Source organism: Pigmentiphaga sp. YJ18, from assembly GCF_038066655.1.
Lineage (GTDB): Bacteria > Pseudomonadota > Gammaproteobacteria > Burkholderiales > Burkholderiaceae_B > Pigmentiphaga.
The window spans coordinates 1,395,655-1,420,117 of the sequence record NZ_JBBUKU010000001.1 but is presented as its reverse complement, the minus strand read 5'-3'; the positions used below and the strand labels follow the sequence as shown (position 1 = coordinate 1,420,117).

Annotated in this window: 25 protein-coding genes; 15 read left to right on the top strand and 10 right to left on the bottom strand. The window is 69.5% G+C overall.

The features are described from left to right. Nucleotides 1-66: 66 nt before the first annotated feature. The gene (locus WKR98_RS06940) at nucleotides 67-1,104 is read left to right on the top strand and encodes a DUF5924 family protein (RefSeq protein ID WP_341432451.1); all 1,038 of its coding nucleotides are present in this window, start codon (nucleotides 67-69) and stop codon (nucleotides 1,102-1,104) included. Between the two features lie 7 nt (nucleotides 1,105-1,111). Here WKR98_RS06940 and WKR98_RS06935 read toward each other — a convergent pair whose 3' ends face one another. Next, entirely contained in the window at nucleotides 1,112-2,035 is a 924-nt protein-coding gene (locus tag WKR98_RS06935; protein ID WP_341432450.1) for a DUF808 domain-containing protein, read from the bottom strand. Between the two features lie 77 nt (nucleotides 2,036-2,112). Beyond that, nucleotides 2,113-3,141: a porin gene (locus WKR98_RS06930; protein WP_341432449.1), complete on the bottom strand. Its 1,029-nt coding sequence runs from the start codon at nucleotides 3,139-3,141 to the stop codon at nucleotides 2,113-2,115. Between the two features lie 215 nt (nucleotides 3,142-3,356). On the opposite strand from WKR98_RS06930, the gene WKR98_RS06925 reads away from it, so the two are divergent. Together WKR98_RS06925 and WKR98_RS06920 are read left to right on the top strand one after the other, a co-directional pair. Next, on the top strand, nucleotides 3,357-3,863 hold the full coding sequence (locus tag WKR98_RS06925) for a hypothetical protein (protein WP_124687437.1): 507 nt from the start codon (nucleotides 3,357-3,359) through the stop codon (nucleotides 3,861-3,863). Continuing rightward, complete coding sequence (locus WKR98_RS06920) at nucleotides 3,856-5,166, top strand: YfaP family protein (RefSeq protein WP_341432448.1); 1,311 nt, start codon at nucleotides 3,856-3,858, stop codon at nucleotides 5,164-5,166. The genes WKR98_RS06925 and WKR98_RS06920 overlap by 8 nt, the downstream gene beginning before the upstream one ends. 52 nt (nucleotides 5,167-5,218) lie before the next feature. Here the strand turns inward: WKR98_RS06920 and WKR98_RS06915 are convergent, their stop codons facing one another. Further along, entirely contained in the window at nucleotides 5,219-6,178 is a 960-nt protein-coding gene (locus WKR98_RS06915; RefSeq protein WP_124687435.1) for a Bug family tripartite tricarboxylate transporter substrate binding protein, read from the bottom strand. Between the two features lie 142 nt (nucleotides 6,179-6,320). Here WKR98_RS06915 and WKR98_RS06910 point away from each other — a divergent pair, with 142 nt between their 5' ends. Further along, a complete protein-coding gene (locus tag WKR98_RS06910; RefSeq protein WP_341432447.1) occupies nucleotides 6,321-7,100 on the top strand; it encodes a phosphatase PAP2 family protein in 780 nt (259 codons plus the stop codon). On the opposite strand, the gene WKR98_RS06905 is transcribed toward WKR98_RS06910, so the two are convergent. The 3 genes from WKR98_RS06905 to WKR98_RS06895 all read right to left on the bottom strand — a co-directional run bounded on the left by WKR98_RS06905 (nucleotide 7,072) and on the right by WKR98_RS06895 (nucleotide 9,290). Then, entirely contained in the window at nucleotides 7,072-7,752 is a 681-nt protein-coding gene (locus tag WKR98_RS06905) for a cysteine hydrolase (RefSeq protein ID WP_341432446.1), read from the bottom strand. The two genes, WKR98_RS06910 and WKR98_RS06905, sit on opposite strands and share 29 nt — an antisense overlap. Before the next feature lies 1 nt (nucleotide 7,753). Next, the gene (locus WKR98_RS06900; protein ID WP_124687433.1) at nucleotides 7,754-8,368 is read right to left on the bottom strand and encodes a DUF937 domain-containing protein; all 615 of its coding nucleotides are present in this window, start codon (nucleotides 8,366-8,368) and stop codon (nucleotides 7,754-7,756) included. Between the two features lie 133 nt (nucleotides 8,369-8,501). After that, nucleotides 8,502-9,290, bottom strand: coding sequence for an EcsC family protein (locus tag WKR98_RS06895; RefSeq protein WP_341432445.1), 789 nt, complete (start codon nucleotides 9,288-9,290; stop codon nucleotides 8,502-8,504). Nucleotides 9,291-9,423: 133 nt separating this feature from the next. On the opposite strand from WKR98_RS06895, the gene WKR98_RS06890 reads away from it, so the two are divergent. The 5 genes from WKR98_RS06890 to WKR98_RS06870 all read left to right on the top strand — a co-directional run bounded on the left by WKR98_RS06890 (nucleotide 9,424) and on the right by WKR98_RS06870 (nucleotide 15,315). Next, the gene (locus tag WKR98_RS06890; RefSeq protein WP_124687431.1) at nucleotides 9,424-11,022 is read left to right on the top strand and encodes an MDR family MFS transporter; all 1,599 of its coding nucleotides are present in this window, start codon (nucleotides 9,424-9,426) and stop codon (nucleotides 11,020-11,022) included. Next, entirely contained in the window at nucleotides 11,019-11,465 is a 447-nt protein-coding gene (locus WKR98_RS06885) for a MarR family winged helix-turn-helix transcriptional regulator (RefSeq protein ID WP_124687430.1), read from the top strand. Before WKR98_RS06890 ends, WKR98_RS06885 begins: the two co-directional genes overlap by 4 nt. A 114-nt stretch (nucleotides 11,466-11,579) precedes the next feature. After that, nucleotides 11,580-12,575: a DODA-type extradiol aromatic ring-opening family dioxygenase gene (locus WKR98_RS06880; protein WP_341432444.1), complete on the top strand. Its 996-nt coding sequence runs from the start codon at nucleotides 11,580-11,582 to the stop codon at nucleotides 12,573-12,575. A 35-nt stretch (nucleotides 12,576-12,610) separates the two neighbouring features. Continuing rightward, complete coding sequence (locus tag WKR98_RS06875) at nucleotides 12,611-14,314, top strand: thiamine pyrophosphate-requiring protein (RefSeq protein ID WP_341432443.1); 1,704 nt, start codon at nucleotides 12,611-12,613, stop codon at nucleotides 14,312-14,314. Nucleotides 14,315-14,349: 35 nt separating this feature from the next. Beyond that, on the top strand, nucleotides 14,350-15,315 hold the full coding sequence (locus WKR98_RS06870; RefSeq protein ID WP_341432442.1) for a tripartite tricarboxylate transporter substrate binding protein: 966 nt from the start codon (nucleotides 14,350-14,352) through the stop codon (nucleotides 15,313-15,315). Between the two features lie 9 nt (nucleotides 15,316-15,324). Here WKR98_RS06870 and WKR98_RS06865 read toward each other — a convergent pair whose 3' ends face one another. Further along, the gene (locus tag WKR98_RS06865) at nucleotides 15,325-16,236 is read right to left on the bottom strand and encodes a LysR family transcriptional regulator (protein ID WP_124687427.1); all 912 of its coding nucleotides are present in this window, start codon (nucleotides 16,234-16,236) and stop codon (nucleotides 15,325-15,327) included. Between the two features lie 165 nt (nucleotides 16,237-16,401). Here WKR98_RS06865 and WKR98_RS06860 point away from each other — a divergent pair, with 165 nt between their 5' ends. Beyond that, nucleotides 16,402-17,325: a Bug family tripartite tricarboxylate transporter substrate binding protein gene (locus WKR98_RS06860; protein WP_341432441.1), complete on the top strand. Its 924-nt coding sequence runs from the start codon at nucleotides 16,402-16,404 to the stop codon at nucleotides 17,323-17,325. A gap of 3 nt (nucleotides 17,326-17,328) precedes the next feature. Here WKR98_RS06860 and cynR read toward each other — a convergent pair whose 3' ends face one another. Further along, nucleotides 17,329-18,222 carry a transcriptional regulator CynR gene (cynR, locus tag WKR98_RS06855; RefSeq protein ID WP_124687425.1) on the bottom strand — a complete coding sequence of 298 codons (894 nt, stop codon included), beginning with the start codon at nucleotides 18,220-18,222 and terminating at the stop codon, nucleotides 17,329-17,331. 124 nt (nucleotides 18,223-18,346) lie between these two features. Here cynR and WKR98_RS06850 point away from each other — a divergent pair, with 124 nt between their 5' ends. Together WKR98_RS06850 and WKR98_RS06845 are read left to right on the top strand one after the other, a co-directional pair. Continuing rightward, nucleotides 18,347-18,811, top strand: coding sequence for a nucleoside deaminase (locus tag WKR98_RS06850; protein WP_124687424.1), 465 nt, complete (start codon nucleotides 18,347-18,349; stop codon nucleotides 18,809-18,811). A 38-nt stretch (nucleotides 18,812-18,849) separates the two neighbouring features. Then, a complete protein-coding gene (locus WKR98_RS06845; protein WP_124687423.1) occupies nucleotides 18,850-19,317 on the top strand; it encodes a nucleoside deaminase in 468 nt (155 codons plus the stop codon). A 25-nt stretch (nucleotides 19,318-19,342) separates the two neighbouring features. Here WKR98_RS06845 and WKR98_RS06840 read toward each other — a convergent pair whose 3' ends face one another. Next, nucleotides 19,343-20,275 (bottom strand): LysR substrate-binding domain-containing protein, encoded by a 933-nt coding sequence (locus tag WKR98_RS06840; RefSeq protein ID WP_341432440.1) that lies wholly within the window; start codon nucleotides 20,273-20,275, stop codon nucleotides 19,343-19,345. A gap of 110 nt (nucleotides 20,276-20,385) precedes the next feature. Here WKR98_RS06840 and WKR98_RS06835 point away from each other — a divergent pair, with 110 nt between their 5' ends. Both WKR98_RS06835 and WKR98_RS06830 read left to right on the top strand, forming a co-directional pair. Beyond that, entirely contained in the window at nucleotides 20,386-20,853 is a 468-nt protein-coding gene (locus WKR98_RS06835) for a (2Fe-2S)-binding protein (RefSeq protein WP_124687421.1), read from the top strand. Continuing rightward, entirely contained in the window at nucleotides 20,850-22,991 is a 2,142-nt protein-coding gene (locus tag WKR98_RS06830; RefSeq protein ID WP_341432439.1) for a xanthine dehydrogenase family protein molybdopterin-binding subunit, read from the top strand. Before WKR98_RS06835 ends, WKR98_RS06830 begins: the two co-directional genes overlap by 4 nt. 34 nt (nucleotides 22,992-23,025) lie before the next feature. Here WKR98_RS06830 and WKR98_RS06825 read toward each other — a convergent pair whose 3' ends face one another. Then, complete coding sequence (locus WKR98_RS06825; protein ID WP_124687419.1) at nucleotides 23,026-23,619, bottom strand: TetR/AcrR family transcriptional regulator; 594 nt, start codon at nucleotides 23,617-23,619, stop codon at nucleotides 23,026-23,028. Nucleotides 23,620-23,718: 99 nt separating this feature from the next. Here WKR98_RS06825 and WKR98_RS06820 point away from each other — a divergent pair, with 99 nt between their 5' ends. Continuing rightward, on the top strand, nucleotides 23,719-24,459 hold the full coding sequence (locus WKR98_RS06820; protein ID WP_124687418.1) for a 3-oxoacyl-ACP reductase family protein: 741 nt from the start codon (nucleotides 23,719-23,721) through the stop codon (nucleotides 24,457-24,459). Nucleotides 24,460-24,463 lie beyond the last annotated feature (4 nt).

Genomic DNA, 24,463 nt, shown 5'->3' with positions numbered 1-24,463 from the left:
GCGACGTTCCGCCGGTGCTAACATGAGTGGCACCCGGCATTTTTTACATGCCCGGCTGGCTTTACCGTGCCTATCTGGAAGACCATCCCCCTTCGACTCATCGCGCTGGCCCAGCGCTACCCCGGCACCATCGCGGCCTTCGGCTTCGCTTCCGGGGTGGTCAGCTTCTTCACCGTCGAGCGCCACGAGGCCTTTGCCCGCGTGATCGCCGCGGTGATGCTGCTGAGCTGGCTCTGGCTGATGCTCGAGCGGGCGCTGCGGCGGCGCATCGCACGGCGCTTCGGCTGGACCATACCGATACCGGTGCTGCGCTACGGCACGCAGATGATCCACCAGGAAGGCCTGTTCTTCGTGCTGCCCTTCCTGTACACCGCCACCACCTGGAACAGCGGCCAGGCCCTGTTCACCGGCCTCGTGGGCGCCGCCGCGCTGGTGGCCCTGGTCGATCCGCTGTATTTCCGGTGGCTGTCGACCCGCCGCTGGGTGTTCCTGACGTATCACACCTTCACGCTGTTCGCGGTGCTGCTGACCGCGCTGCCCCTGGTCCTGCACATCCCGACGGGCAACAGCTACAAGCTCGCGCTGGCGGTCGCCGTGCTGCTGTCCTTTCCCACGCTGGCCGAGCTGGTGCCGCTGGAAGCCCGCTGGCGCAAATGGGCGGTCGTGGCGCTGATGCTGGCGCTCGGCTCCGGCGGATGGCTGCTGCGACTGTGGGTCCCCCCCGCCACGCTGTGGCTGACCGAGGTCGCCATTTCAACCAGCATGGACAGCCTCAACATGAAGGCCGGCGAGCGCCTGCGCACCGTGACGCCCGCCCAGATGCGCGACCAGGGCATCTACGCCTATACCGCGATCAATGCTCCACTGGGCCTGGAGGAACACATCTACCACGTCTGGCTGCACGACGGGCACGAGGTGGATCGCATCGCGCTGGACATACGCGGCGGGCGCAAGGAAGGCTACCGGGCCTGGACCCACAAGCAGAACTTCCCCGCCGACGTGCGCGGCCGCTGGCAGGTCAAGGTGGTGACGAACGCCGGGCAGATGATAGGCATGCTGCGATTCCGCGTGGAGAACCAAGAGACGCCGGCCGCCGCACCGTAGCCCGCCGCTATTTCCGCAGCAGCTTGCGGACGAGTTCGACGACGAGCACGATGAGCGCTCCGGCGGCCACGCCGAACGCGATGTTGAGCAGCACGGGCAGCACCGCCGCCGCGACGGCGCCGATCGCCGGCAGGCCGGCCGCCGCATGCGCCAGGCGTTCGATGCCGCCGTGCACCGGGTCCAGCCCGTGCGTCAGGATGGAGCCTCCCACCGCGAACATCGCCACCGTGCCGATGACCGACAGGCTGCGCATCAGGAACGGCGCGGCGCCGACGATGCCCCGCCCCACCGCGCGGGCCAGCGCGGAGCGCCTCGCGCCCAGGTACGCCCCGGCATCGTCCAGCTTCACCACGCCGGCCACGATGCCGTAGACCCCCACCGTCATCAGCAGCGCGATCCCCACCAGCACGGCCACCTGCGTGCCGAAACCCGCGCCGGCCACCGTCCCCAGGGCAATCGCGACGATCTCGGCGGACAGGATGAAGTCGGTCCGCACGGCGCCGCGGATCTTGTCGCGTTCGAAGGCCACCATGTCCACGCCCGGGTCCTCCAGCGCCTTGCGCCGCTCATCGTGCCGGGCCTCCTTGTCGTGCCCGGGCAGGAATTTCTCCGCCAGTTTCTCGGCGCCCTCGAAGCACAGGAAGGCGCCGCCCACCATCAGCAGCGGCAGGATCGCCCATGGCGCGAAGGCACTGATGAGCAGCGCCGCCGGCACCAGGATGGCCTTGTTGCGCAGCGAGCCCTTGGCCACCGCCCATACCACCGGCAGCTCGCGGTTCACCGACACGCCGGTCACTTGCTGCGCGTTCAGGGCGAGATCGTCGCCCAGCACACCCGCCGTCTTCTTGGCGGCGACCTTGGTCATCAACGAGATGTCGTCCAGAACCGACGCGATATCGTCGAGCAAGGCGAAGAAGCTGCTTCCTGCCATCGAGGCTCCTTGAACGTCGCAGCCATGGTAGGGGCGCCGCGCCGGGACGTCTGTAACGCCTGGCGACAGCGGTGTCCTCAGAAACTATGGTTCACGCCCATGCCGACGTTGGTCCGGCTGCCTTCGCTGGACGGCCGTGCGTGGCCCAGCCCGGCGTAGACCTGCGTGCGCTTGGACAGCGCATACGAGACGCCGGCGCTGACGTAGTTCGTCGCGCCGCTGCGGCCGTAGCCCTGGAAGTCGCGGCCCACGCCGACCTTGAACGTGGCCGCGCCGATGCGGTGGGAGGCGGCCAGCATGGCGCTGGTGCGGCGCCGGCGGCTCTCGCCCAGGAACACCTGGCTGGCCGCCGTCAGGTCGGTCAGGTTGGCGGAGGCCATGACCCGCGTCGGACCCGACCCGTAGGCCAGGCCGACGAAATAGGTCTTGTCGTTCACGCTGTTGCGTTCGGCGGACAGCAGGAAGGTCGCCGCGCCGTCGTCGTAGTTGATTCCGGCCGCCAGCCCGCGCCTGCTTTCGACCGTGCCGTTCGCGTCGGGCACCTTGCTGCGCTCGCCGTTGGCCGCCAGGTGTACCGACCAGCCGCGCGCCGCCGGCGAGTCGTAGAACACGCCGTTGTTCGCGCGGTTGTAGTCGCCCAGCGGGCCGTTGCGATAGGGATCCGTCCGGTACGCCGGGTGATAGATCTGCCACGCGATGGAGGCCACGCGGTCGAAGTTGTACCAGGGGTCGAACTGCCAATCGAGCGCCCACATGGGCGTCATGGCCCGCCCCAGCCGCAACTGGCCGAAGGGCCCCTTCATCCCCACCGTGGACTCGCCGTAGAACAGGGGAGCGCCGCCGCTGGCCTCCAGGCGGCCGGTGTCTATCTCGAAGCGGGACTGGAGATGGAACAGGGCGGTATAGCCATTGCCCAGATCCTCCATCCCCTTGATGCCCCAGTAGCTGCGCTGGATGTTGCCGATGGAGGTGGCGCCGCGCGCCAGGCGGTAGATGCCGGCGTCGACCACGCCGTACAGGGTCAGGGACGACTGGGCGTACGCCGCGCTTGCCGGCACCAGCCACGCGGACAGTACGGCCAGCCGGATGCGATGCGATCTTGTCATGTTCGGACATGCCTGGAAAAACGAAACCCGACGCAAGTGTGGCGCGATCGGCGCGGCTTGGCAAAGCGCCGCCTACGCGCCACCCCCGACGGACAAATTGCCGCGTCCACGCTCCGCGCGTGCGCGGGTCCCGGCCTAATGGCACCTCGCCCACGCCGCATCGGCCGGGACGCCTTCGCCATGCGGGCGAAGGAACGCCACGCATGGGGATCGCCATGACACCACGCCACCGGGCCATCCTGGCCCCCTGCCTGCTCCTGCTTGCCGCCTGCGGCGGCGAAGATCCCGCCCCGCGGCAGGCCCGCTCCATCGCCGACCTGGAACGCCAGGGCGAACTTCCCGTGCTGGATCGCTCCGAGGACCTGGGCGGTCCCGATGCCGACGGCAACGGCGTGCGCGACGACATCGATGCGTGGATCGCGCGCCAGGGCGGGGCGCCCGCGCGGCAGGACGCGCTCAGGCAGCTCGCCCGGTCCTTCCGCGATGCCCTGCTGGCCCGAGGCGATTCCGTCGCGGCGCAGGAGGCCGCCTGGCGCACCACCCGGGGCGTGTCCTGCGTGATGGCGCGCAGCGGCTCCAGCACCGAAGGGGCCGACGCCGTGGCCGACATGCGCAAGATGTCCGCCAACACCCAGGCCCGGGTCCTGGCTTATCTCGACTACTCCGCCGCGCTGGACGGCGCCATCCTGTCGCTGCCCGCCGGAGACGGCTGCGATGAATAAGACACCGCGCCAATTCGCACGGGCGCTGCTGGCGGCGGCGAGCCTGCTGGCGCAGGGTGCTTGGGCAACGAGCCTGTGCCCGGCCCATACCCACACCCTGGCCTTCTTCAACGGCGTCTGGAACACGCCCGACGCCGCCGCCGGGGGCGCGCGGGCCCTGCTCGCCACGCTGGACGAGGCGCTGCGCCCGCACCCGGCCCGCGCCACGCTGGCCATCGGGGCCGAGGTGTTCTACAACGCCAGCGGATTGCAGCGTGGAAGGCGCCAGGGCATCGAAGACCTGGTCGAGGTCTTCGCGCAGCGCGCCGCGGAACTCGACGACGCCGTGCGCCAGCGCTGGGAGCTGTTCTGGGAAATCGTCGATGGCCGCCAGAACGGCTGGCGCCGGATAGCCGCCGTGCTGCCTCGCGCCTACGACACCGCCGTCGCGCTGACCGAGGCGCGCAACGCGCGCCTGCTTGCCCAGGCCACCTCGTTCGCGGCCGACCCGCCCACCGGGATCGACTACGCCGCCCATCGGCTGCGCCTGCGCGCGCTGCATGCGTTGAGGCGGGGCGTCCTGCTGGTGGGCCATTCGCAGGGCAACTTCTTCCTGAACGCCGCTTACCGGACCCTGCCCGATCCGGCGGCGCTCGCGGCCGTCCACCTCGCGCCCGCCTCGGCCCGTACCAGTGGCCCGCACCTGCTGTCAGGCAACGACATGGTCATCGCGGCACTGCGCGGCGTGGTGCCAGGCACCCCGCCGCCGCCCAATCTCTGGATCCCGCCTTCGGCCCGCGATGCCTCCGGCCATCAGTTGATCGAGACCTATCTCGACGCTGACCGCAACGGCCGGTCCTCCGCCGGTACCCTGATGGCCGACGGCCTGCTGGCGCTGAAGACCCCCGAACCCCGGGCCAGCCCGGGATACTTCACCGCCACGCTGGCCTGGGACGGCGAAGGCGACATCGACCTCCACGTGATGGAGCCGGGCGGCGACCACGTCCATTATGGCGCGCGCGTCGGCGCCAGCGGCACCCTCGATCTGGACAACACCGCGGGCCATGGTCCGGAGCACTATCACGCGACCTGCGACCCGCAGCGCCTGCAGGCCGGCATCTTCAGCGTGGGCTTGAACAACTATGCGGCGCCCGCGGGCAGGCAGGCGATGTTGCAGGTCGCCACCGCCGACCACGGCGTGATCCGCACCGTCCAGGTGGATGCGGGCCCGCCGCGCGGCGAAGCGGGGGATACGTCGCCGCTCATCGTCCTGCGCGTGGCGGTGGCCCGGTCCGGCCCGGCGTGGACGGTCTCCGTCCACTAGGGCCTGTTCGCGCCAAAAGGAGCCTCGCACAGGCCCCAAGGCAGCGCACGGCTCACTCGGCGCGTATGCCCCGCTCCTTGATCACCCGCCCGAAACGCGCGTAGTCCTTGGCGAAACCGGCCGCCGCCGAGCGGGGGTCGTCGCCCACCGGCACGAAGCCCATGGCCCCGAGCTGTTTCCCGACCTCGGGATCGCGCAGGGCGCGGGCGAACTCGGCGTGGATGCGGTCCACGATGTCCGGCGGCGTGCCCTTGGCGACGAACAGCAGCTGGAAGCCCTCGACCTCCGTGCCCGGATAGCGGCCAGCCATGGGCTGGGCCGACGGGAACAGGAAAAAGGGCTCGGCCGAGGTCACGCCCAGCACGCGGACGGTGCCCGTGCCGACCAGAGGCTGCACGTTCGTGGGTGTGTCGATGCCGCAGTCGAGCTGCCCGGACGCCAGGCTGGGCGCGGCCTGCGAGAAGCTCCGGTACGGGGCGTGGACGATATCGACCGAGGCCGCCTGCTTGATCAGTTCCAGCGCCAGGTGCGGCGGCGATCCCACGCCGTAGCTCGAACAGGTCAGCTTGCCGGGGTGGGCCGCCGCATAGGCCACGAAGGCCTCGAACGAATCCACCGGCAGGGACGCCCTGACGACCAGCGCATAGGGGGTGCGCGCGATGCGGGTCACGGGCACGAGGTCGCGCTCCACGTCGAACGGCAGCCGGGACAACCAGGGGGTGATGGCCAGCGCCGAGGTCTGCATCAGCAGCGTATAGCCGTCCGGCGGCGCCGCCACGACGGCCTGGGTGCCGATGTTGCCGGTCGCGCCGGTCCGGTTGTCGACGATGACCGGCTGCCCCACCCGGGCCTGGATGCGCTCGGCCAGCAGGCGCGCCACGCGGTCGATCGAACCGCCCGCCACGAAAGGAACGATGAGCCGTATCGGCCGTTCCGGGTAAGCGGCCACCGCCGGGGCGAGCGGTGCCAGAAGAATGGCCGCCGTCAGGCCGTGCCAGAACGCTCGGATCATGTGCCGTCTCCGTTGTTGTCATGTATCGTGGTGCGCGCCCGATCGCAGCACTGTAGAAGGCGGGCGCCTCTCCCGCCATCGGCGCGAGGCAATGCGGCCATTGCCGGCAGGTGATGACGCCGTACGGACGCGAGATCGCACGATGACAACCCTGGAACTGATCGCCGGCCGCCATGCCGGTCTTGCCTTTCTCGCCTGGCTGGCCGGCGCGTGCGCGCTCGGCCTGTGGGTGGGCGGACTGCTGGACGCGAGCCGGGTCTCGCCGGCACGCCGGTCGCGCGTGATGGCGGCGCTGATCGTGGGCGGCGTTGCCGTGTTCGGACTCATCGCCGCCAACGTCGTGACCGAGTCACGGCTGGTGGTCCTGGACAAGACCCTGGCCGAAACCCTGGCCGAACGGGCCTCGCCGGCGTGGCTGCGGTTCCTGGCCGTGCTGACCGTGGCTGGCGACCGGGACTTCCTGCTGGGGCTGGGCACCGTCGTGCTGGCCCTGCTGCTGTGGCGCCGCCGCGGGCGCGACGCGGTGCTCTGGCTGGCGGGAACGCTGGGCGCGGCGGGGCTGAACGTGCTGCTCAAGGGCGCTTTCCAGCGGGTTCGCCCCGAACACCTGCACGGATTCACCCAGGAACTGGGGTGGAGCTTTCCCAGCGGACACGCCACCGGCGCGATGGCGGTCTACGGCATGCTGGCCTATCTGCTGGCGGGCCTGGCGCCGCCGGCGTGGCGCCAGGCCATGGCCATGTTCGCGGCCGGCCTGATCGCCAGCGTCGGCTACAGCCGGGTGATGCTGCAGGTGCACTACCTGAGCGACGTCATCGCCGCCTTCGCCGTCACGGCGGCCTGGCTGATGGCATGCGTGGCCGTGCGCGAGCGGGCGGACCGCTCGCGCGGGCTCACGCCATCAGGCCCTCGAGCTCGCTGACCTCGCGCACGTCTCCGAAGTTCTGCACGAAGGTCTCCAGCGCCGCCCGGTGCTCCTCGTCGGACAGGGCCGCCAGGCAGTCCGCCACCATGATGGGGAAGAAGTCCAGCATCATGGCGTCGCGGCCGGTGGACTCGCAGCAGATGTTGGTCTTGGTGCCGGCGATCAGCAGATGGGTGATCCCCGCGCTGCGCAGCACCCGCTCCAGCCCGGACGAACCGTGCGCCAGGGCGCTGTAGCGGTTCTTGGCCAGGTGGACGTCGCCCGGGGCGGGCTCCATGCCCTGCCACAGCGCCTCGGACACCGGCCTCGGGGCGTTCGCCTCGATGGTGCGGGCGCGTACGTCGGCGGCCACGAAATGGTCGTAGAAACCGGACCAGTCCGATCCCTGCCCCACCGGCAGGTTCGCGTGCGTGACCCACACGACCAACCCGCCCCGGCGGCGCAGCACGCGGGCCAGGGCGTTGATGTTGCCGACCACGGAGCGGGACTCGGGAACCTCGGCCGGACTGCCTGGAGCGACGAAGGTGGGCTGCATGTCGATGACAACGAGGGCGGTCCTGGCCGGATCAAGCCGCTCGTGCAGGTGGACGCGGCCGCGCCGGGCGACGACGCGATCGACGATGTGCTGGCGTATCGGTAGCGTATGCATGCTAGCGCCGGCCACCCAGGAGGCTGCCGCCGATCTTGATCAGGTCCTCCAGGCCTACCTGCCCGTCGCCGTTCTGGTCGAGCAACGAACCCAGCAGGCCGCCGCCCAGGCCGCCCTGCTGGCGCGCGGCATCGCGCTCCTGGCCCAGCGTGTTGCCTAGGCTGTCCGGCGTCATGCCGCCCGACTGCACGCGCTGCGCCAGGAAGGCCATCACGATGGGGGCGAGCATCTTCAGCAGATTGGCGGCATTGCCGCCGCCCAGGCCGGTGGCCTCGCCCAGACCAGCCTCGGCGCGCTGCTGCCCGGCACCGAAGATGTGGCCCAGGATGGCGCCGCCATCCGATTGCGCGCCCGCATTGCCGCCGCCCAGCAGCGACCCCAGCATGCCTTCCAGGCCGCCGCCCCCGCCGTGGTCCTGCAGCGCGCCGAACAGCGCCTGGGCGCCCTGCGGCTGGGCCGCGTTGTTGCCCATCGCGCCCAGCAGCAGGGGCAGCGCGGCGCCCACGGCCTGCTGGGTCTGGGCGGTGTCCGTGCCCAGTTGCTGCGCGAGCTGCTGCAGGGGGGCGCCTTGCAGCTGGGACATCAGTTCGTCTGACAGGGAAGAGGAGGCGTTCATGGCGATTCTCGCTGAAGACGCCGGCGCTGTGCCGGCACAGGGGCCATCGTAGCTCGCCATGCATGAGCGCGCATGGCGTTAACAGACTGATACGTCTGGCGGACCCGATTGTTTCGACCGCGCCCGCACGGGGTCAACGCCGCGGCAGCGCCAGGTACGCCTCGCGCACGGCGTCGGTCCCATGGACGCGCTCCAATCGCCGCACGGTGAAGTGGCCCCGCCCCATGTCCTGGAAATGATCGATGAACAGCGCGTTGATCGCCCCGCCGCCGATGGCTCCTATCATCGGCACCGCCTGGGCCAGCGCCTTCTCGGACACCGCGATCGAAAAGCGCGAGGCGACCTCGGAGATCAGCCGGACCAGCACCGGCGCGCTGCCCTTGGCCGTGCCATGCTGCGCGAGGTACTGGCTGGCCGAGGCGATGGCCTGCGCCAGCGCGGCGCGCGAGGCGAAGTAGCCGGCGTCGGTCGCGTCGTCGGACTTCGAGGAACCGCCCAGCGCCAGCACGTGCAGGCACTCCAGCCGCGATTCCGGCGTCTTCAGGTCCTCGCCCTGGCTGCGGGCGATGTCGGCGATGGAACGCAGCATGATGGTGGTCGAGATCGGCAGTTCCACGGCCAACCCCGCCATGCCGAAAGCGCCGCCCGCGGCGCCCGAGGCCCCGGCCGCCAGTTTGTGCCACCAGTCGGCGGCGGCCGCCGGCCGGGTCGGATCCATGGTCCTGACCGCCACGTCCAGCGCCTTGCTGATGGAGCGGCGGGCGATCTCGTCGATCATCGACGACACCCGGTCCGGCAGCGCGGCCAGCGTGCGCTCGATGGGCTTGCCGGCGATCCCCGCGATGCGCGCGGCGATGCCCGGGTGCTCCAGCAGGTGCCGGGCCCGCGCCAGTTCCTGCAGGTCGGATTCGGAAAGCGGCATGGAAAGTCCTCGGAAGACGTCCTGGTCCATGTTAAACAAAAAAGCTCCCATGCCTGCCGCGACCCGGCGGCGCTGCCCCGAAACGCCGGGAGGACTACAATCATTGATCAATCAATGATTTTGGCATCTTCCCATGTCCACGCTTCCCCAGCATTCCGAAGGCCAGGTCCTGCCCTTCCGGCAATCGCTGATGGCCGTCCTCGGCATGTGCTTCGTCATGATGATGGTCGCCATCGACCAGACCGTCGTGGGCACCGCGCTGCCCACCATCGTGGCCGAACTGCGGGGATTCGACCTGTACGCGTGGGTGGCCACCGCCTACCTGCTGCCGTCCGTCATCACCGTGCCCATCTTCGGCCGGCTGGGCGACTACTACGGCCGCAAGCCGTTCGTGATCGCCGCCATCTTCGTCTTCACGGCGGCCTCGGTGCTGTGCGGCGCGGCCACCAGCATGCTGTGGCTGGTCGTGGCGCGGGGCCTGCAGGGCATAGGCGGCGGCATGCTGGTGGGGTGTGCGTTCGCGTGCATCCCCGACCTGTTCCCCGAGCCGCGCGTGCGCCTGCGCTGGCAGATCATCGTCAGTTCGGCCTTCGGCATCGCCAACGCCATCGGCCCCTCGCTGGGCGGGGTGATGACCGAGCAGTACGGCTGGCGATCGGTGTTCTACGTCAACCTGCCGGTCGGCCTCCTGGGGATCCTGTTCGTGGCGCGCTTCCTGCCCCGAATCCGCCACCACACGGCCGGCAAGATTCAGCTCGACTGGCCCGGCGCGCTGCTGATCGCGGTGGCGCTGGGCTGCCTGCAGATGGTCGTCGAACTCCTGCCCAAGGGCGCCGCCTCGACCACCGTGCTGCTGCTGGGGGCCGGCAGCCTGGCCGCGTTCGCCGGCCTGTATTTCTGGGAACAGCGCTGCCCGCAGCCGCTGCTGCCCATCGACATGTTCCGCAACCCGGCGCTGGCCGTGCTGTTCGTGCTGGCGACGCTGGTCGGCTTCATCATCTTCGCGCTGATGTTCTACGCGCCGCTGCTGCTGCAGGGCGGCTTCGGGCTGTCGCCCCAGGAGGCCGGCCTGCTCATCACGCCCATGGCCGCCTGCATCACCGTGGGCAGCATCCTGAACGGCCGCATCATCAGCCACATCGACAAGCCCAACCGCATGCTGTATGCGGGCTTTTCCACGCTGGCGCTGGCTTGCCTGGGGGTCGTCACCACCCACCACGACACGCCGCACGCACTCTTCGCGTTCTACATGTTCCTGGCCGGCATAGGCATCGGCTTCACCATGCCCAACCTGACGATCTTCGCCCAGCACACGGCCGATCGCACCCACCTGGGCATCGCCACCGCCACGCTGCAATCGACGCGCATGGTGGGCGGCATGCTGGGCACGGCCATCGTGGGCACCATCGTCTCGCACAGCTACCTGTGGCGCGTCACCGACGTGCTGCAGTCGGAGAACGCGCTGCAATGGCTGCCGCAGCTGCACAACCCGCAGGTCCTGGTGGACCCGCAAGCGCAGCGCACGCTGGCCGAGCAGTTGGCCCAGCATGGCGGCCAGGCCACCGAACTGCTCGAGCACGTGCGCGAGGCCCTGGTTTCGGGTATTCACAACGGCCAGATCCTGGCGGTGCTGATCGCCCTGGTCGGGCTGTGGCTGGTGCGGCGCGTGCCGGCCATCCAGATCGTGCGCCCCGAGCGCGGCAAGCAGCCGGCCTCCGGGGACGAATCGTGAACCGCGAACAGCGCGGCCTGCAGGTCATCCAGCGCCTGGGCCAGACCTACCGCGCCATGCAGGCGGGCTTCAGCGGCCGCATCGGCCATGCGCTGCCGCGCTGGCGCATCCTGCTGACGCTGTCCGAGCACGGCACCTGCCCGCAGAAGCTCCTGGCCGAGCGCTGCCGCCTGGATCCGGCGTCGCTGACGCGGCTGCTCCATGCCATGGAACAACTGGGCTGGCTCGCGCGGCAGGTGGATGCCCAGGACAACCGCCAGACCAACGTCAGCCTGACCGCGGCGGGGCAGGAAGTGGTGGACGAAGCCATGCCCCGGCGGGCCGCCTTCCTCGACGAGGTCCTGCAGGGCTTGTCGGAGAAGGAGCTGGATGCGCTGCTGCGAACGCTGGAGACGCTGGAGGGCAATTTCCGGCGGGCGGCCACGGGGCCCGCGGGCAACTAGCTTCGCCGTTCTATCTGCTTTTTTGCTAAGGCCTATACAAAGAATCCGTTATCCCGCGCCGATGCGCCTGCCTACACTGGGCGCCTGTTCCCCTAGCAAGGCGCGACGCAGGCCATGGCAAGAATCGTCCTGGGTATCGGATCCTCACACAGCCCCATGCTCAACAGTCCCGCCGAGGACTACGCCAAGCATGGCGCGATCGACCTGGCCGGCCGCAAGCTGCTGGACCTGGACGGCCGGCCGGTCAGCTACGACGCGCTGCTGGCGCGCCGCGGCGACAGCCTGGCCCGGGCGCTCGAGCCGGACGAGCTGACGCGCAAGGCCGCCGCCTGCGACGCCCACATCCGCCGCCTGGCCGGCACGATCGAGGCCGCGGCGCTGGACGCGCTGATCGTGATCGGCGACGACCAGAACGAACAGTACGGCGAGGAAAACCTGCCGGCCATCCTGGTCTACTGGGGGCAGACCATCGCCAACCGGCCGCTGTCCATGCCGGCGGACGCCCCGCCGTTCTGGCGCCACGCGCGGTCCCAATACCATGAGGACGAAACGCCGCGCGAGTATCCCGTCGCCCACGAACTGGGCCGGCATCTCATCGGCTCCCTGATGGACGAGGACTTCGACCTCAGCACCTCCCGCCACCTGGCCAAGGCCCATGGCGAGGGCCACGCCTTCGGCTTCGTGCACCGGCGCCTGATGCCGGCGCGGCCGATTCCCATGCTGCCGATTTCCCTGAACACCTATTACCCGCCCAACCAGCCCCGGCCGCGCCGGTGCTATGAACTCGGCCGGGCCATCGCGCGCGCGGTCGACAGCTGGGACACGCCGGCCCGCGTCGGCATCGTCGCCTCGGGCGGATTGAGCCATTTCACGGTGGACGAGGATCTGGACCACCTGGTGCTGCGCGCCTGCGCCGAGAAGGACGCGGCCGCGCTGGCCGGCATCGATCCGGCTCGCCTGAACTCGGGATCTTCCGAGATCCGCAACTGGATCACCACGGCGGGCGCGGCCGAGCACCTGGACTTTGCGTGGCAGGCCTACGAACCGTGCTATCGGACACCCGCGGGGACGGGCTGCGGCATGGCCTTCGCGGTCTGGAAACAGGATTGACATCGCGGGCCATGCCCCACCCGACAGGAGCCAGCATGCGGATCGAGCAGGACACGACGGCGGCCGAAGCCCTGCTGATGGCCTTGAAGGCCAGCGGCATCGATTACCTGTTCGCCAATGCCGGCAACGACTTCGCCCCCATCATCGAGGCGCTGGCCAACCCCCGGCTGCGCGACGCCGTGCCCGTGCCCGTCACCTGCATGCACGAGACCGCCGCGATGGGAATGGCGCACGGCCATTACCTGGCCAGCGGCCGCATGCAGGCCGTGATGGTCCACGTGAACGTGGGCATGGCCAATGCGCTGTGCGGCCTGCTGAACGCCCACAGCGACAACGTGCCGGTGTTCCTGCTGGCCGGGCGCACGCCGCTGACCGAGCATGGACGCGACGGCGCGCGGCTGACTCCCGTGCAGTACGGGCAGGAGCTGTACGACCAGCACGCCATGGTGCGCGAGCTGGTCAAGTGGGAATACGAGCTGCGTTATCCCGAACAGGCGTGCGGACTGGTCGCCCGGGCGGCCGCGCTGGCGATGGCGCAACCGCGCGGACCGGTCTTCCTGGGCTTTCCGCGCGAACCGCTGCTCGACCCCCTGCCGCCGGGCGTGCGCTTCGAACCGTTCCCGGTGGCCCGTCCCACGGCCCCGCACCCGGATCCGGCCGCCATCGATGAACTCGCGCAATGGCTGGCGCAGGCGCGACGTCCGCTGATCGTGGCCGAACGCGGCGATCCGGCCGGCAAGGTGGGGGCATCGCTGGCCCGGCTGGCGCAGGCCCATGCCATTCCCGTCATCGAGATCATGCCGGTGCGCAACGTCATGCCCTCGTCCCACCCGATGATGCTGGGCCATGCCGCCGGCGACCATCTCGAGGCGGCCGACGTCATCCTGGTCGTCGACGCCTCCACGCCCTGGGTGGAACGGCTGCATCGCCCGAGCCCCGGCAAGCGCATCGCGCACCTGGGTCCCGATCCGCTGGCGGGACGGCAGCCCGTGCGCAGCTTCCAGACCGATCTCGCGATCTGCTGCGATACCGCCGCCGGGCTGGATGCCCTGCTGGCCGCCCTGCCGCCGCCGACGGCCGAGGTGGAGCGGCGCCGGGCCCACTACACCCGGCTGTCCGGACAGCGCCGGCAGCACGCACGCGAAGAGGCCCTGCGCGGTGGCGGCAAGCCGGTCTCCGGCGCCTACATCTCCGCTTGCGTGTCCGACGTGCTCGGCGACGACGGCCTCTGCTTCAGCGAACTTGGCACCGTGCCGGACTACATGGACCTCAAGGGTCCCAACCGCTATTTCTTCACGCCTTATTCCGGCGCGCTGGGCTGGGGCATGCCTGCCGCCCTGGGCGCGCAGCTCGCCGACCGCGACCGGCTCGTGGTGGCGTGCGTGGGCGACGGCTCCTACGTGTTCGCCAACCCCGTCGCCTGCCACCAGATCGCCGAGGCGCAGGCGCTGCCCATCCTGACCATCGTCAAGAACAACGGCATGTGGAACGCCGTGCGCCGCTCCACGCTGGGCGTGCATCGGGACGGCCACGCCGCGCGGGCGGCAGCCATGCCGCTCACGTCGCTCGAACCCTCTCCGTCCTATTCGATGGTGGCGGCCGCCAGCCGTGCCCACGTGGAAGTGGTGGAGGACGGCGCCCGGCTTGCCGGCGCGCTCGAACGGGCGATCGACGTCATCCGCAACGAACGCCGGCAGGCGCTGGTGGAGGTCCGCACGTCCCTTTCGGCGACCCATTGAAGGGCGCCCTCATACAAGACGAGGAGGAGAGCACCATGTTCACGAGATCCCTGATCGCCACGCTGATCGCCGGATGCGCGGCCCCCGCGCTGGCGCAGGCACCGGCCTACCCGAACCAGCCGATACGCCTTATCGTCCCGCATCCGCCCGGCGGCTTCACCGACATCCTGGCGCGCCTGGTCAGCCAGAAGCTGGGCGAGGACGAAGGCTGGCAGGTCATCGTCGAGAACAAGGGCGGCGGCGGCAGCACCATTGCCGAGAACTTCGTCGCGCGCGCCGCGCCGGACGGCTACACCCTCTTCGTCACCGGCCGCGACGTCACCCTGCGCAGCGCGCTCTACGACAAGCTGCCCTATGACCCCGACCGCGATTTCGCGCCGGTCAGCCAGTTGGTGTGGTCGCCCATGGTGCTGGTGGCCCACCCGTCCCTGCCGGTCGGCAACTTCCGCGAACTGCTCGACGCCGCGCGCAAGACTCCGGGCAAGATCGCCTATGCATCGCCGGGCAACGGCAGCGGCGCGCACCTGGCCATGGAGATGCTGGAATCCGACCTGGGCGTGGACCTGCTGCACGTGCCCTACAAGGGCGTGGGCCCCGCCACGACCGACCTGCTGGGCGGACAGGTCTCGCTGATGTTCCTGCAGATGGCCGTGGCCCTGCCCCATATCCGGGCCGGCAAGCTCAAGGCGCTCGCGATGCCGGCGGCCCGGCGCTCCCCCATGCTGCCCGACGTGCCCACGGTGGCGGAGTCGGGCGTGCCCGGCTTCGACGTCACGCCCTGGTTCGGCATCATGACGACCGCCGGCACGCCGTCCGAAATCGTCCACAGGCTGAGCACCGCACTGGCCAAGGTCGTCCAGGCGCCGGACGTCAAGAAGAAGCTGGCCGAACAGGGGGTGGAAGCGGTGGGCAGCACGCCCGAGGCATTCGCCGCGCTGATCGCGTCCGAGTCGCCCAAATGGAAGAAGGTGGTCAAGGACGCCGGCGTGCGCGTCGATTGAAACGGCTGCTCACGCGCCCTGGATGACCGTGTCGCCGCGACAATGCTCGAAGAAGTCCTTGAGGTTGTCCGACAGGAATTTCTTCTTGTGGTGGATGAGATAGAAGCGGCGGGTGAGCGGCGGCAGATCGGTGTCCAGTATGCTCAACTGGCCGGCGGCCACCATGTCCTTCACCGCGCAGCGCGACAGGCAGGCCAGCCACAGCCCTTCGGCGGCCGCGTACTTGATGGCTTCCGTGCTGCCCAGTTCGATGTCCATGTTGAGCTGGTGCAGATAGGGCAGCAGCGCCTGCTCCACCGCCAGCCTGCTGCCGGAGCCGCGCTCGCGCAGCAGCCAGCGCGACTCGCGCAACTGCTCGCGGGTGATGCGGCGCGTATGCCATTCGGACGCAAGCGGATGCCGCGCGGAACATACGATCACCATCTCGTCCAGCAGCCACGGCGTCGGCTGGATGTCGGCATCCTGGCACGGCCCTTCGATCAGGCCCATGTCGACGTCGAACCCCGCCACGGCGGCCGACACCTGCGCGGTGTTGGCGATGGTGACCTCGATGGGCGTGTGCGGCGCGCGCAGCCGATAGCGCGCCAGCAGTCCCGGCAGCACGTAGTTGCCGATGGTGGTGCTGCATCCGAGCTTCAGGGTGGCCGCCGCGTGCCCGAGCTTGTCGAAGAAGCCGCGTTCGATCTGCTGGGCGTTGTCCAGCAGCGCCGTGGCCTCGGCCAGCAGGCCTCGGCCGTTGTCGTTGAGGATCAGGCGCTTGCCCACCCGGTCGAACAGACGCGTATGCAGCAGGCCTTCGAGCTCGTTCAGCGCCGCGCTGACGGCCGACTGGGACAGGGCGATTTCCGATGCCGCGCCCATGGTGCTGCCGGTCTTGGCAACGGCAACGAAGATTCTCAACTGCCTGAGGCTCATGGGCATGGGCTGTGCCTGCGATGGGGTTCCTTGCGCGGATCGTGGTGTCGCCGTGCCGGGCATAGGCGACCACTATAATGGCAACCGCCCCCAGCCGTGAACGTGACGATCCCTCCGGCCGACGCGGATGCCGCATCGACGACGGGGCATGACTCGACAGGCGCACAAGCCATGGCATCGCACGCATCGACGGCCGAAGGCGCCGGCACCGGCCGGCCCGCCAGGATCCTGGTCCCGCAAACCGCGGGCACCACCAACGACCTGCTGGCCCGCGCCATCGCACCCGGGCTGGCGGCGCTGGCCGGCCGCCCCTTTCTGGTGGAGAACCGCGAAGGCGCCTCGGGCATGCTCGGCATGGATGCCGCGGCCAAGTCCGCCCCCGACGGCCTGACGCTGCTGAACAACGTCTCGAACACCCTGGCGCTGCCCTACTTCTACAAGAACCTGCCGTTCGACGTGCTGGCCGACCTGGAACCGGTCGGCATCGAAGGCTACGGCAACCACGCGCTGGTGGTGCACCGGAGCGTGCCGGTCGAGAACGTGCGCGACTTCCTCGCCTACGCCGCCCGGCACCCCGGCATGGAATACGCGGCGCCGGGCCTGGCCACCCATCATCATCTGTGCATGGCCATGATCCAGGCCATGGCGAGCATCCAGTTGAACCCCGTGTTCTACAAGGGTTCGGCCGGCGCGATGGCGGACCTGCTGCGCGGCGAAGTCCGCATCATGATCGTGCCCATACAGATCGCCGCCGAGCACGCGCGCAGCGGCGACCTGCGCATCCTGGGCGCCACCAGCAGGACGCCCTTTCCGCTGTACCCGGACATTCCCTCGCTGCACGACCAGGGGCTGGCGGGATTCGACGTCGAACCCTGGTTCGCCTTATGGGCGCCGCGCGGCACGCCGCCCGATGCGCTGGCGCGCTACAACGGGCTGCTGAACGAGGCCATCGGCCAGGCCGAGGTCGGCGGTGCCCTGGCCCGCCACGGCGTCGTGCCCACGCCGGGCACCGTCGACGACCTGCGCCGCAAGGCGGCCGCCGAACACCGGATGTGGGGCGAGGTGCTGCGAAAAATGCGGATACGGCCGGAATAGGCCCTAGCCGCGGGCGACGCGCTCGCCCTCGTGTTCGAGCGCGAGCCGGACGAATTCGCGCGCCGCCGCCGTCTGGTAGGCGCCGCGCCGCTGCATCAGCACCGCGGTCCTTTCCAGCAGGGACGGCGTAAGCGCGATCGACACGAGGCCGTCCCGGCCGCTGGCGATGGTGGCCGGCAGCAGGGTGGACAACGAGGTGCGCCGCACGATCTCGATGACGGCGCCCAGCGAGTTGGCCTCCATCAGGACGCGGGGACGCAAGCCATGCCGGCGGCAATAGCGGTCGATCTGCTCGCGCGTCGCGAACTCCGCGGTCAGCAACACCAGCGATTCGGCATCCAGCGCCTTCAGCGCCATCCGCCGCCGCCCGGCCAGCGGGTGCCGGCTGCCGACCACCAGCGCCAGCGTTTCCACCAGCAGCCGCTGCGAGGCGATCTCGGGCGAGCGCACTTCCTCGAAGCCTATGCCCACGTCGTACTCGTCGTCCGCCAGCAGCGCCTCGATGCGCTCCTGCGGCATCTCGCGCAGGATCAGCGAAACCTTGGGGTGGCGGGCGTGAAAGCGCTCGACCAGCGGCCCGACCAGGTACGAGGCGAAGGTCGGCGTGACCGCCAGCCGCAGCGACCCCCGGCTCAGGTCGCTTACGTCGTGGATCGCGCGCCGGCCTTCCTCCAGGTCCTGCAAGGCCTTGCGGGCATGCTTGAAATAGACGTGGCCCGCGTCCGTCAGCCGCGTCGCCCGTCCCGTCCGGTCGAACAGCGATGCCCCCAGCATCTCTTCCAGTTGCCGTATCTGCTGCGACAGCGCCGGCTGCGAAACATGCATCGCCGCCGCGGCGCGCGTGAAGCTGCGATGTTCGGCCACGGCCAGGAAATAGTGGATGGGGCGAAGCAGCATGGACGAATCCTATAAGATTTGATTATCGAAAATATAACAAATCCGTCTTTTACCTTATTAATAGCGCGACGTAAGCTTGATGTCACTGCGCCGGCCCCGCTTCAAATACCCCAGGAAACCCCAGATGGATTTCGTGAAACACACTATCAATCTCGCGATGAAGAACGTGGAGGAAGGCGGCCGACCCTTCGCCACCGTGATCGTCCGGGACGGCGAGATCCTTGCCGAGAGCCCCAACCTGGTCGCGCAAACGTCCGACCCCACCGCGCACGCCGAAATCCTGGCCATCCGTCAGGCTTGCACGAAACTCGGCACCGAACACCTGTCCGATTGCGATATCTACATTCTGGCCAGCCCGTGCCCCATGTGCCTGGGTTCGCTCTACTATTGCAGCCCAAGGCAGGTGATCTACATCACCACCCGCGAAGACTATGCGCCGTTCTACCGGGACGACCGCAAGTACTTCGAACTCGATACGCTCTACGCCGAATTCGCCAAGCCCATGGACGAGCGGCGGCTGCCCATGGTGCGGCAGGGACACCAGGATGCGATCGAAGTCTACCGGCGGTGGAAGGAACTGAACGCTTGAAGACACCGGCCGACCCGGCCTCATTGGGAGACAGCAACATGAACATGCCCGAGCATTTCCTGCGCATGGCGGTCGATCTCGCCCGCAAGAACGCGGAATGCGGCGGCCGCCCCTTCGGCGCGGTCATAGTCAGGAACGGTTCGGTCATCGGCACCGGGGTCAACCAGATACTCTCGTGCGCCGACCCCACCGCCCACGCCGAACTGTCCGCCATCCGCGCGGCCTGCCGCGCGCTGGAGTCACCGCGCCTGGACGGCTGCGTGGTGTACGCCAGCGCGCAGCCCTGCCCGATGTGCCTGGCCGCGATCCACATGACCGGCATACGCGAGGTCGTCTACGCCTACTCGAACGACGACGCCGAACCCTACGGGTTGTCGTCCGCGCCCGTCTACCGCGAACTGGCCCTGCCGCTGTCCGAACAGTCCATCCGCATCGTCCACCATCCGATCTCGCCCGCGCCGCAGTTGTACGAGTCGTGGCGCGCCGCGACCATCGAACGGGCTTGAAGCGCCCCCATGCCGGTCCCGGCCGTCAGGCCTGGTCCGGAAACACGCCGCGATCGGACGAGAGCGGCGCGCCAGGAGGCAGCGCCGCGTTGCGCAGCCACCGGGCGAAGCGGCGTATCAGCTCCTGCTTGGGATTGTCCCCGCGCCAGACGATGTAGCAATTGACGCTGGCCGGAAAACACGCGGCCAGCGGACGCACCAGCCGTCCCGCCGCCAGCGCGTCGCGCACCAGCAGCGCTCGGGTCAGCGCGAGCCCGAGGCCGCTGGCCGCTGCCTCGGCCATCAGCGCCCGGTTGTCGAACACGATACCGTCCTCTGGCTCGTCCAGTTCCACGCCCGCCGCGGCGCCCCATTGCGACCAGCGAAAGCGCGCGTGCCTCAGCCTCGGCAGCCGGGCGACGTCATCGATGCGCATGCCGGAATGCCGCTGCGCGAACTCGGGACTGCAAACCACGACTATCTCGTCATCCAACAGCTTGGCGCACTGGTAGCCCGTGAAGGGCGCGGCCGCATAGCGCAGGCCGACGTCCAGGTCCGCCCGCTCGAAGTCCGGATCGTCGGTGGTCGTGGCGATGGAAAGGTCGAGTTCCGGCAGGGCCGCGCGCAACTGCGACAGGCGCGGGACGAGCCAGGCCCCCGCGAGTTCCGGGCTGACGTTGACGTTCAGTGACGAGCGGTCACGCTTGCGGCGTTCGGCCGCGTCCGTGAGCGAGGCCTCGACCGCGCGCAGCGCGCTTTCCAGCCCGTCGGCCAGCTGCCGCCCCGCGGGCGTGAGCTCGACCTGGCGGCCGGCGCGCTGGAACAGCTCGCAACCCAGCTGATCCTCCAGCGAACGGATATGCCGGCTGATGGCCCCGTGCGTGACGTACAAGGCGTCCGCCGCGCGCGTCATGCTGCCGTAGCGGGCCGTGGTGGTGAATGCCTGCAGGATCTGCATGGAGGGAAGGCGGCGAACCATCCTGTGATTCTGCCTCACAGGTCATGCCAAAACAAGTCGATTGTCCCGGCCGCGCGGACTCGCCGATACTCGGCGCCGGACAGCCGGCCTGCAGGCCGGGAGGAGATCCTATGAAATTGCAGCTCAAGGTCAACGGCGAGCCCCTCGCCGTCGACGCCGACGGCGACATGCCCCTGCTGTGGGTACTGCGCGACTACCTTGGCTATACCGGCACCAAGTTCGGTTGCGGCATGGGCCTGTGCGGCGCCTGTACGGTGCACGTCGACGGCAAGGCCACGCGGTCGTGCGTCACGCCGGTCGGTACCGTGCTGGACGCCGACATCACCACCATCGAAGGCCTGTCCAAGGACGGCACGCATCCCGTGCAGGCGGCGTGGATCGCCGAGCAGGTCCCCCAATGCGGATATTGCCAGTCGGGCATGATCATGGCCGCCTGCGCCCTGCTGAAGGAAAACCCCACGCCCACGCGCCAGGACATCCACGACGGCATCAGCAACCTGTGCCGCTGCGGCACCTATCCGCGCGTCGAGCGCGCCATCCTGCGCGTGGCCGCGGCCACCAACGGGGGCCAATCATGAACGCGCCCGCCGTCAATCGCCGCCAGTTCCTGCAGGCGGCCGGCGCCGTGTCGGCCGGACTGGTGCTGGGCTTTCGCATCCCCGTGGTCCAGGCCGCCGGCGCGCCCGCGCGCGACCCGGACGACGTCAACGCCTGGCTGCGCATCGCCACCGATGGCGAAGTCACCATCATGGTGCCGTCGGCTGAACTGGGCCAGGGCGTGACGACCTCCGCGCCCATGCTGGTCGCCGAGGAACTCGAATGCGACTGGACCCGCGTGCGGGCCGAACTGGCCCCCACCGACCCGGTCTACGCCAACCGCATCTTCAAGGTGCAGGCCACCTCCAGCAGCACCTCGGCCCGCTGGTCGTTCGAGCCGCTGCGGCGCATCGGCGCCACCGCCCGCGAGATGCTGCGCGAAGCCGCGGCGCAAACGTGGAAGGTGCCCGTGGCCGAATGCCTGGCCTCCCAGGGCCTGGTCCGCCACACGCCCAGCGGCCGCACGCTCGGCTACGGCGAACTGGCCGCGCGCGCGGCCGCCCTGCCCCGCCCGGCCAACGTGGTCCTGAAGGAGCCGCGCGACTGGAAACTGATCGGCCATTCGATCGACCGCCTCGACATCCCCGAGAAGACGCGCGGCGCCGCGACCTTCGGCGTGGACGTCAAGCGCGAGGGCATGCTGATCGGCACCATCGTGGCCTGCCCCGCGTTCGGCGGCAAGCTGGCCAAGGTCGATGCCAAGCCGGCCCTGGCGGTGCGCGGCGTCAAGCACGTGGTCCCGCTGCATGACGCGGTGATCGTACTGGGCGACAGCTACTGGACCGCGCGCCAGGGCGTGCTCGCCCTCGAGCCCGAATGGCGGATGCCGGACGGCACACCGCTGGACGGCGACGCGTTGATGCAGGGCTACCGCGAAGCGGCGCGCAACGCGACGGCCGAGGCGCGGCGTGTCGGCAACCCCGACCAACACCTGCAAGGCGAGACCGTCTACAGCGCCGAGTACGAGGTGCCGTACCTGGCCCACGCCACCATGGAACCCATGAACGCCACCGCCGACGTGCGCGGCGGCAAGGCCGAGCTGTGGGGCCCCACCCAGGTCTGCGGGGAGATCGCCGAACGCCTGGCGCCGGCGCTGGAACTGCCCGCCGACCGCATCACCGTGCACTCGACCCTGGTGGGCGGCGGCTTCGGCCGGCGCGAGGAATTCGACGTCTTCACCCAGGCCGCGCTGGCCTCCAAGGCGGTGGGCCGTCCGGTCAAGCTGATCTGGTCGCGCGAGGAAGACATCCGCCACGACTTCTACCGCCCCGCCGCCGCGGCCCGCCTGAGCGCTACCATGGCTCCCGGCAAGGACGGCAACATCCTGGCGCTGGAGGCCCGGCTGTCCTGCTCGTCGATCTACATCCGCAACTTCACCGACCGGGTCAAGGGCGGCATCGATCCCAAGTCGGTCGAAGGCGCGGTCGACCTGATCTACGACCTGCCCCACTTCGCCGTGCGCTATGCGATGGTCAACACGGCGATACCGGTGGGCTTCTGGCGCGGGGTGGGCTACACGCAGAACACCTTCTTCGCCGAAAGCTTCATCGATGAACTGGCCGCGCGCCAGCAGCGCGACCCGCTGCAATTCCGGCTCGCCATGCTGGCCAGCCGTCCTCGCCACGCCACGCTGCTGCGCAGGCTGGGCGAGCAGGCGGGCTGGGGCAAGGCCGCCGCCGGGCGCTTCCAGGGCCTGGCGATCACCGAGGCCTGGGGCTCGCTGTGCGCCACGATGGTGGAGCTGTCGGTGAAGGACAAGCAGATCACGCTGCACCGCATCGTCAACGCCATCGACTGCGGCACCGTCATCAACCCCGCCACGGTGGAACGCCAGCTCGAAGGCGCCAGCATCTGGGGCCTGACCGCCGCCATGTCGGGCGACATCACCATCCGCGACGGCGCCGTGCAGCAGTCGAACTTCCACGACTATCCGCTTCTGTACCTGTCGCAGGTGCCGCCGTTCGAGGCCGTGCTGGCCCCCAGCGGTGAGCGCATCGGCGGCGTGGGCGAATCGGCGGTGCCGACGCTGGCGCCGGCGCTGGCCAATGCGCTGTTCGCCGCCACGGGCGAACGCATCCGGTCGTTGCCGCTGTCGCGGCACGGGTACGAACTGGTGTAGGAAACGAGGCTTCCCTTCCGGGGGAAGCCTCCGCCTAGGCGGGCCAGATCGCCATCGCCGCGCGGGCCACCCGCTCCAGCTCCCCGCGCTTGACGCCGTCCCTGGCCTGCAGCGACATCCCCTGCACGACCGTCGTGAAATACCGGGCCAGGGTGTCCAGGTCGACCTCCGGCGACAGCTCCCCATCGGCCACGCCCTGCTCCAGGCGTTCGCGCACGTGCTGGGTCGAGGCCAGCCGATGGCTCCGCAGGAAAGCCGCCATGCCTTGATTGGCCGGCGTGCAATTGGTCGCCCCCAGCACCATGAAGCATCCCTTGGGCTTGCCCGGCAGCGTCAGCGCCGTCGCGGCGGCCATCAGCATGCCTTCGACCGCCGCCCGCGCGGTCTTGCCCTCGCGCAGCGCCACGTCGGTCATCCCGCCATCGGTGTGGCGGTAGCGTTCCACGGCCTCCCGGAACAAGGCCTCCTTGCCGCCGAAGGCCCCGTACAGGCTGGGCGCGTTGATGCCCATCGCCGTCGTCAGATCCGACAGCGACGTGCCTTCATAGCCACGCTCCCAGAAAACTTCCATTGCCCGCTGCAAGGCAGCGTCGCGGTCGAAGCCGCGCGGGCGTCCCCGTTCAGCCATATCGCACCTTTTTTGTAACGATCGATATAAAAATCCTTGACGCTCCGTGAAGAGGTCATGGATCATTTTATAACGATCATTACGGAAATGGAGCACAGCATGTCCCGATTGACAGGAAAAGTAGCCTTGGTAACCGGCGCGAGCCGTGGCATAGGCGCGGCCATCGCGTTGCGCCTGGCGCGCGAGGGCGCGGATGTGGCGATCACCTACGCCAGTTCGCCGGACAAGGCCGAGGCGGTGGCCGGCGAACTGCGCGAGACGGGCCGCCGCGCCGTGGCCCTGCGCAGCGACAGCGCCGAACCCCACGCTCCCGCGCAGGCGGTGGCGCGCGTGGTCGAGGAATTCGGCCAGCTCGACATCCTGGTCAGCAACGCCGGGATCGGCTACTGGAAGGCGCTGGAGGATTTCACCATCGAGGAATTCGACCGCGTGATGGCGGTGAACGTGCGCGCGGCCTTCACGGGCGCCCAGGCCGCGGCGGCGCGCATGGGGCAAGGCGGCCGCATCATCACGATCGGCAGTTGCAACGCCGATCGCGTGCCGGCCCCCGGCTCGACGCTCTATGCAATGAGCAAGTCGGCGCTGATCGGCCTGACCAAGGGCATGGCGCGCGACCTGGGCCCGCGCGGCATCACCGCCAACCTGGTCCAGCCCGGCCCGATCGACACCGACATGAATCCGGCCGACGGCGAACGCGCGGACGGCCTGCGCGCGCTGATGGCGCTGGGACACTACGGCGAAGGCGAGGACGTGGCGGGGCTGGTCGCCTATCTGGCAAGCGCCGAGAGCCGATTCATCACCGGTACCGCGCTGACCATAGACGGCGGCTACAACATCTGAGCCG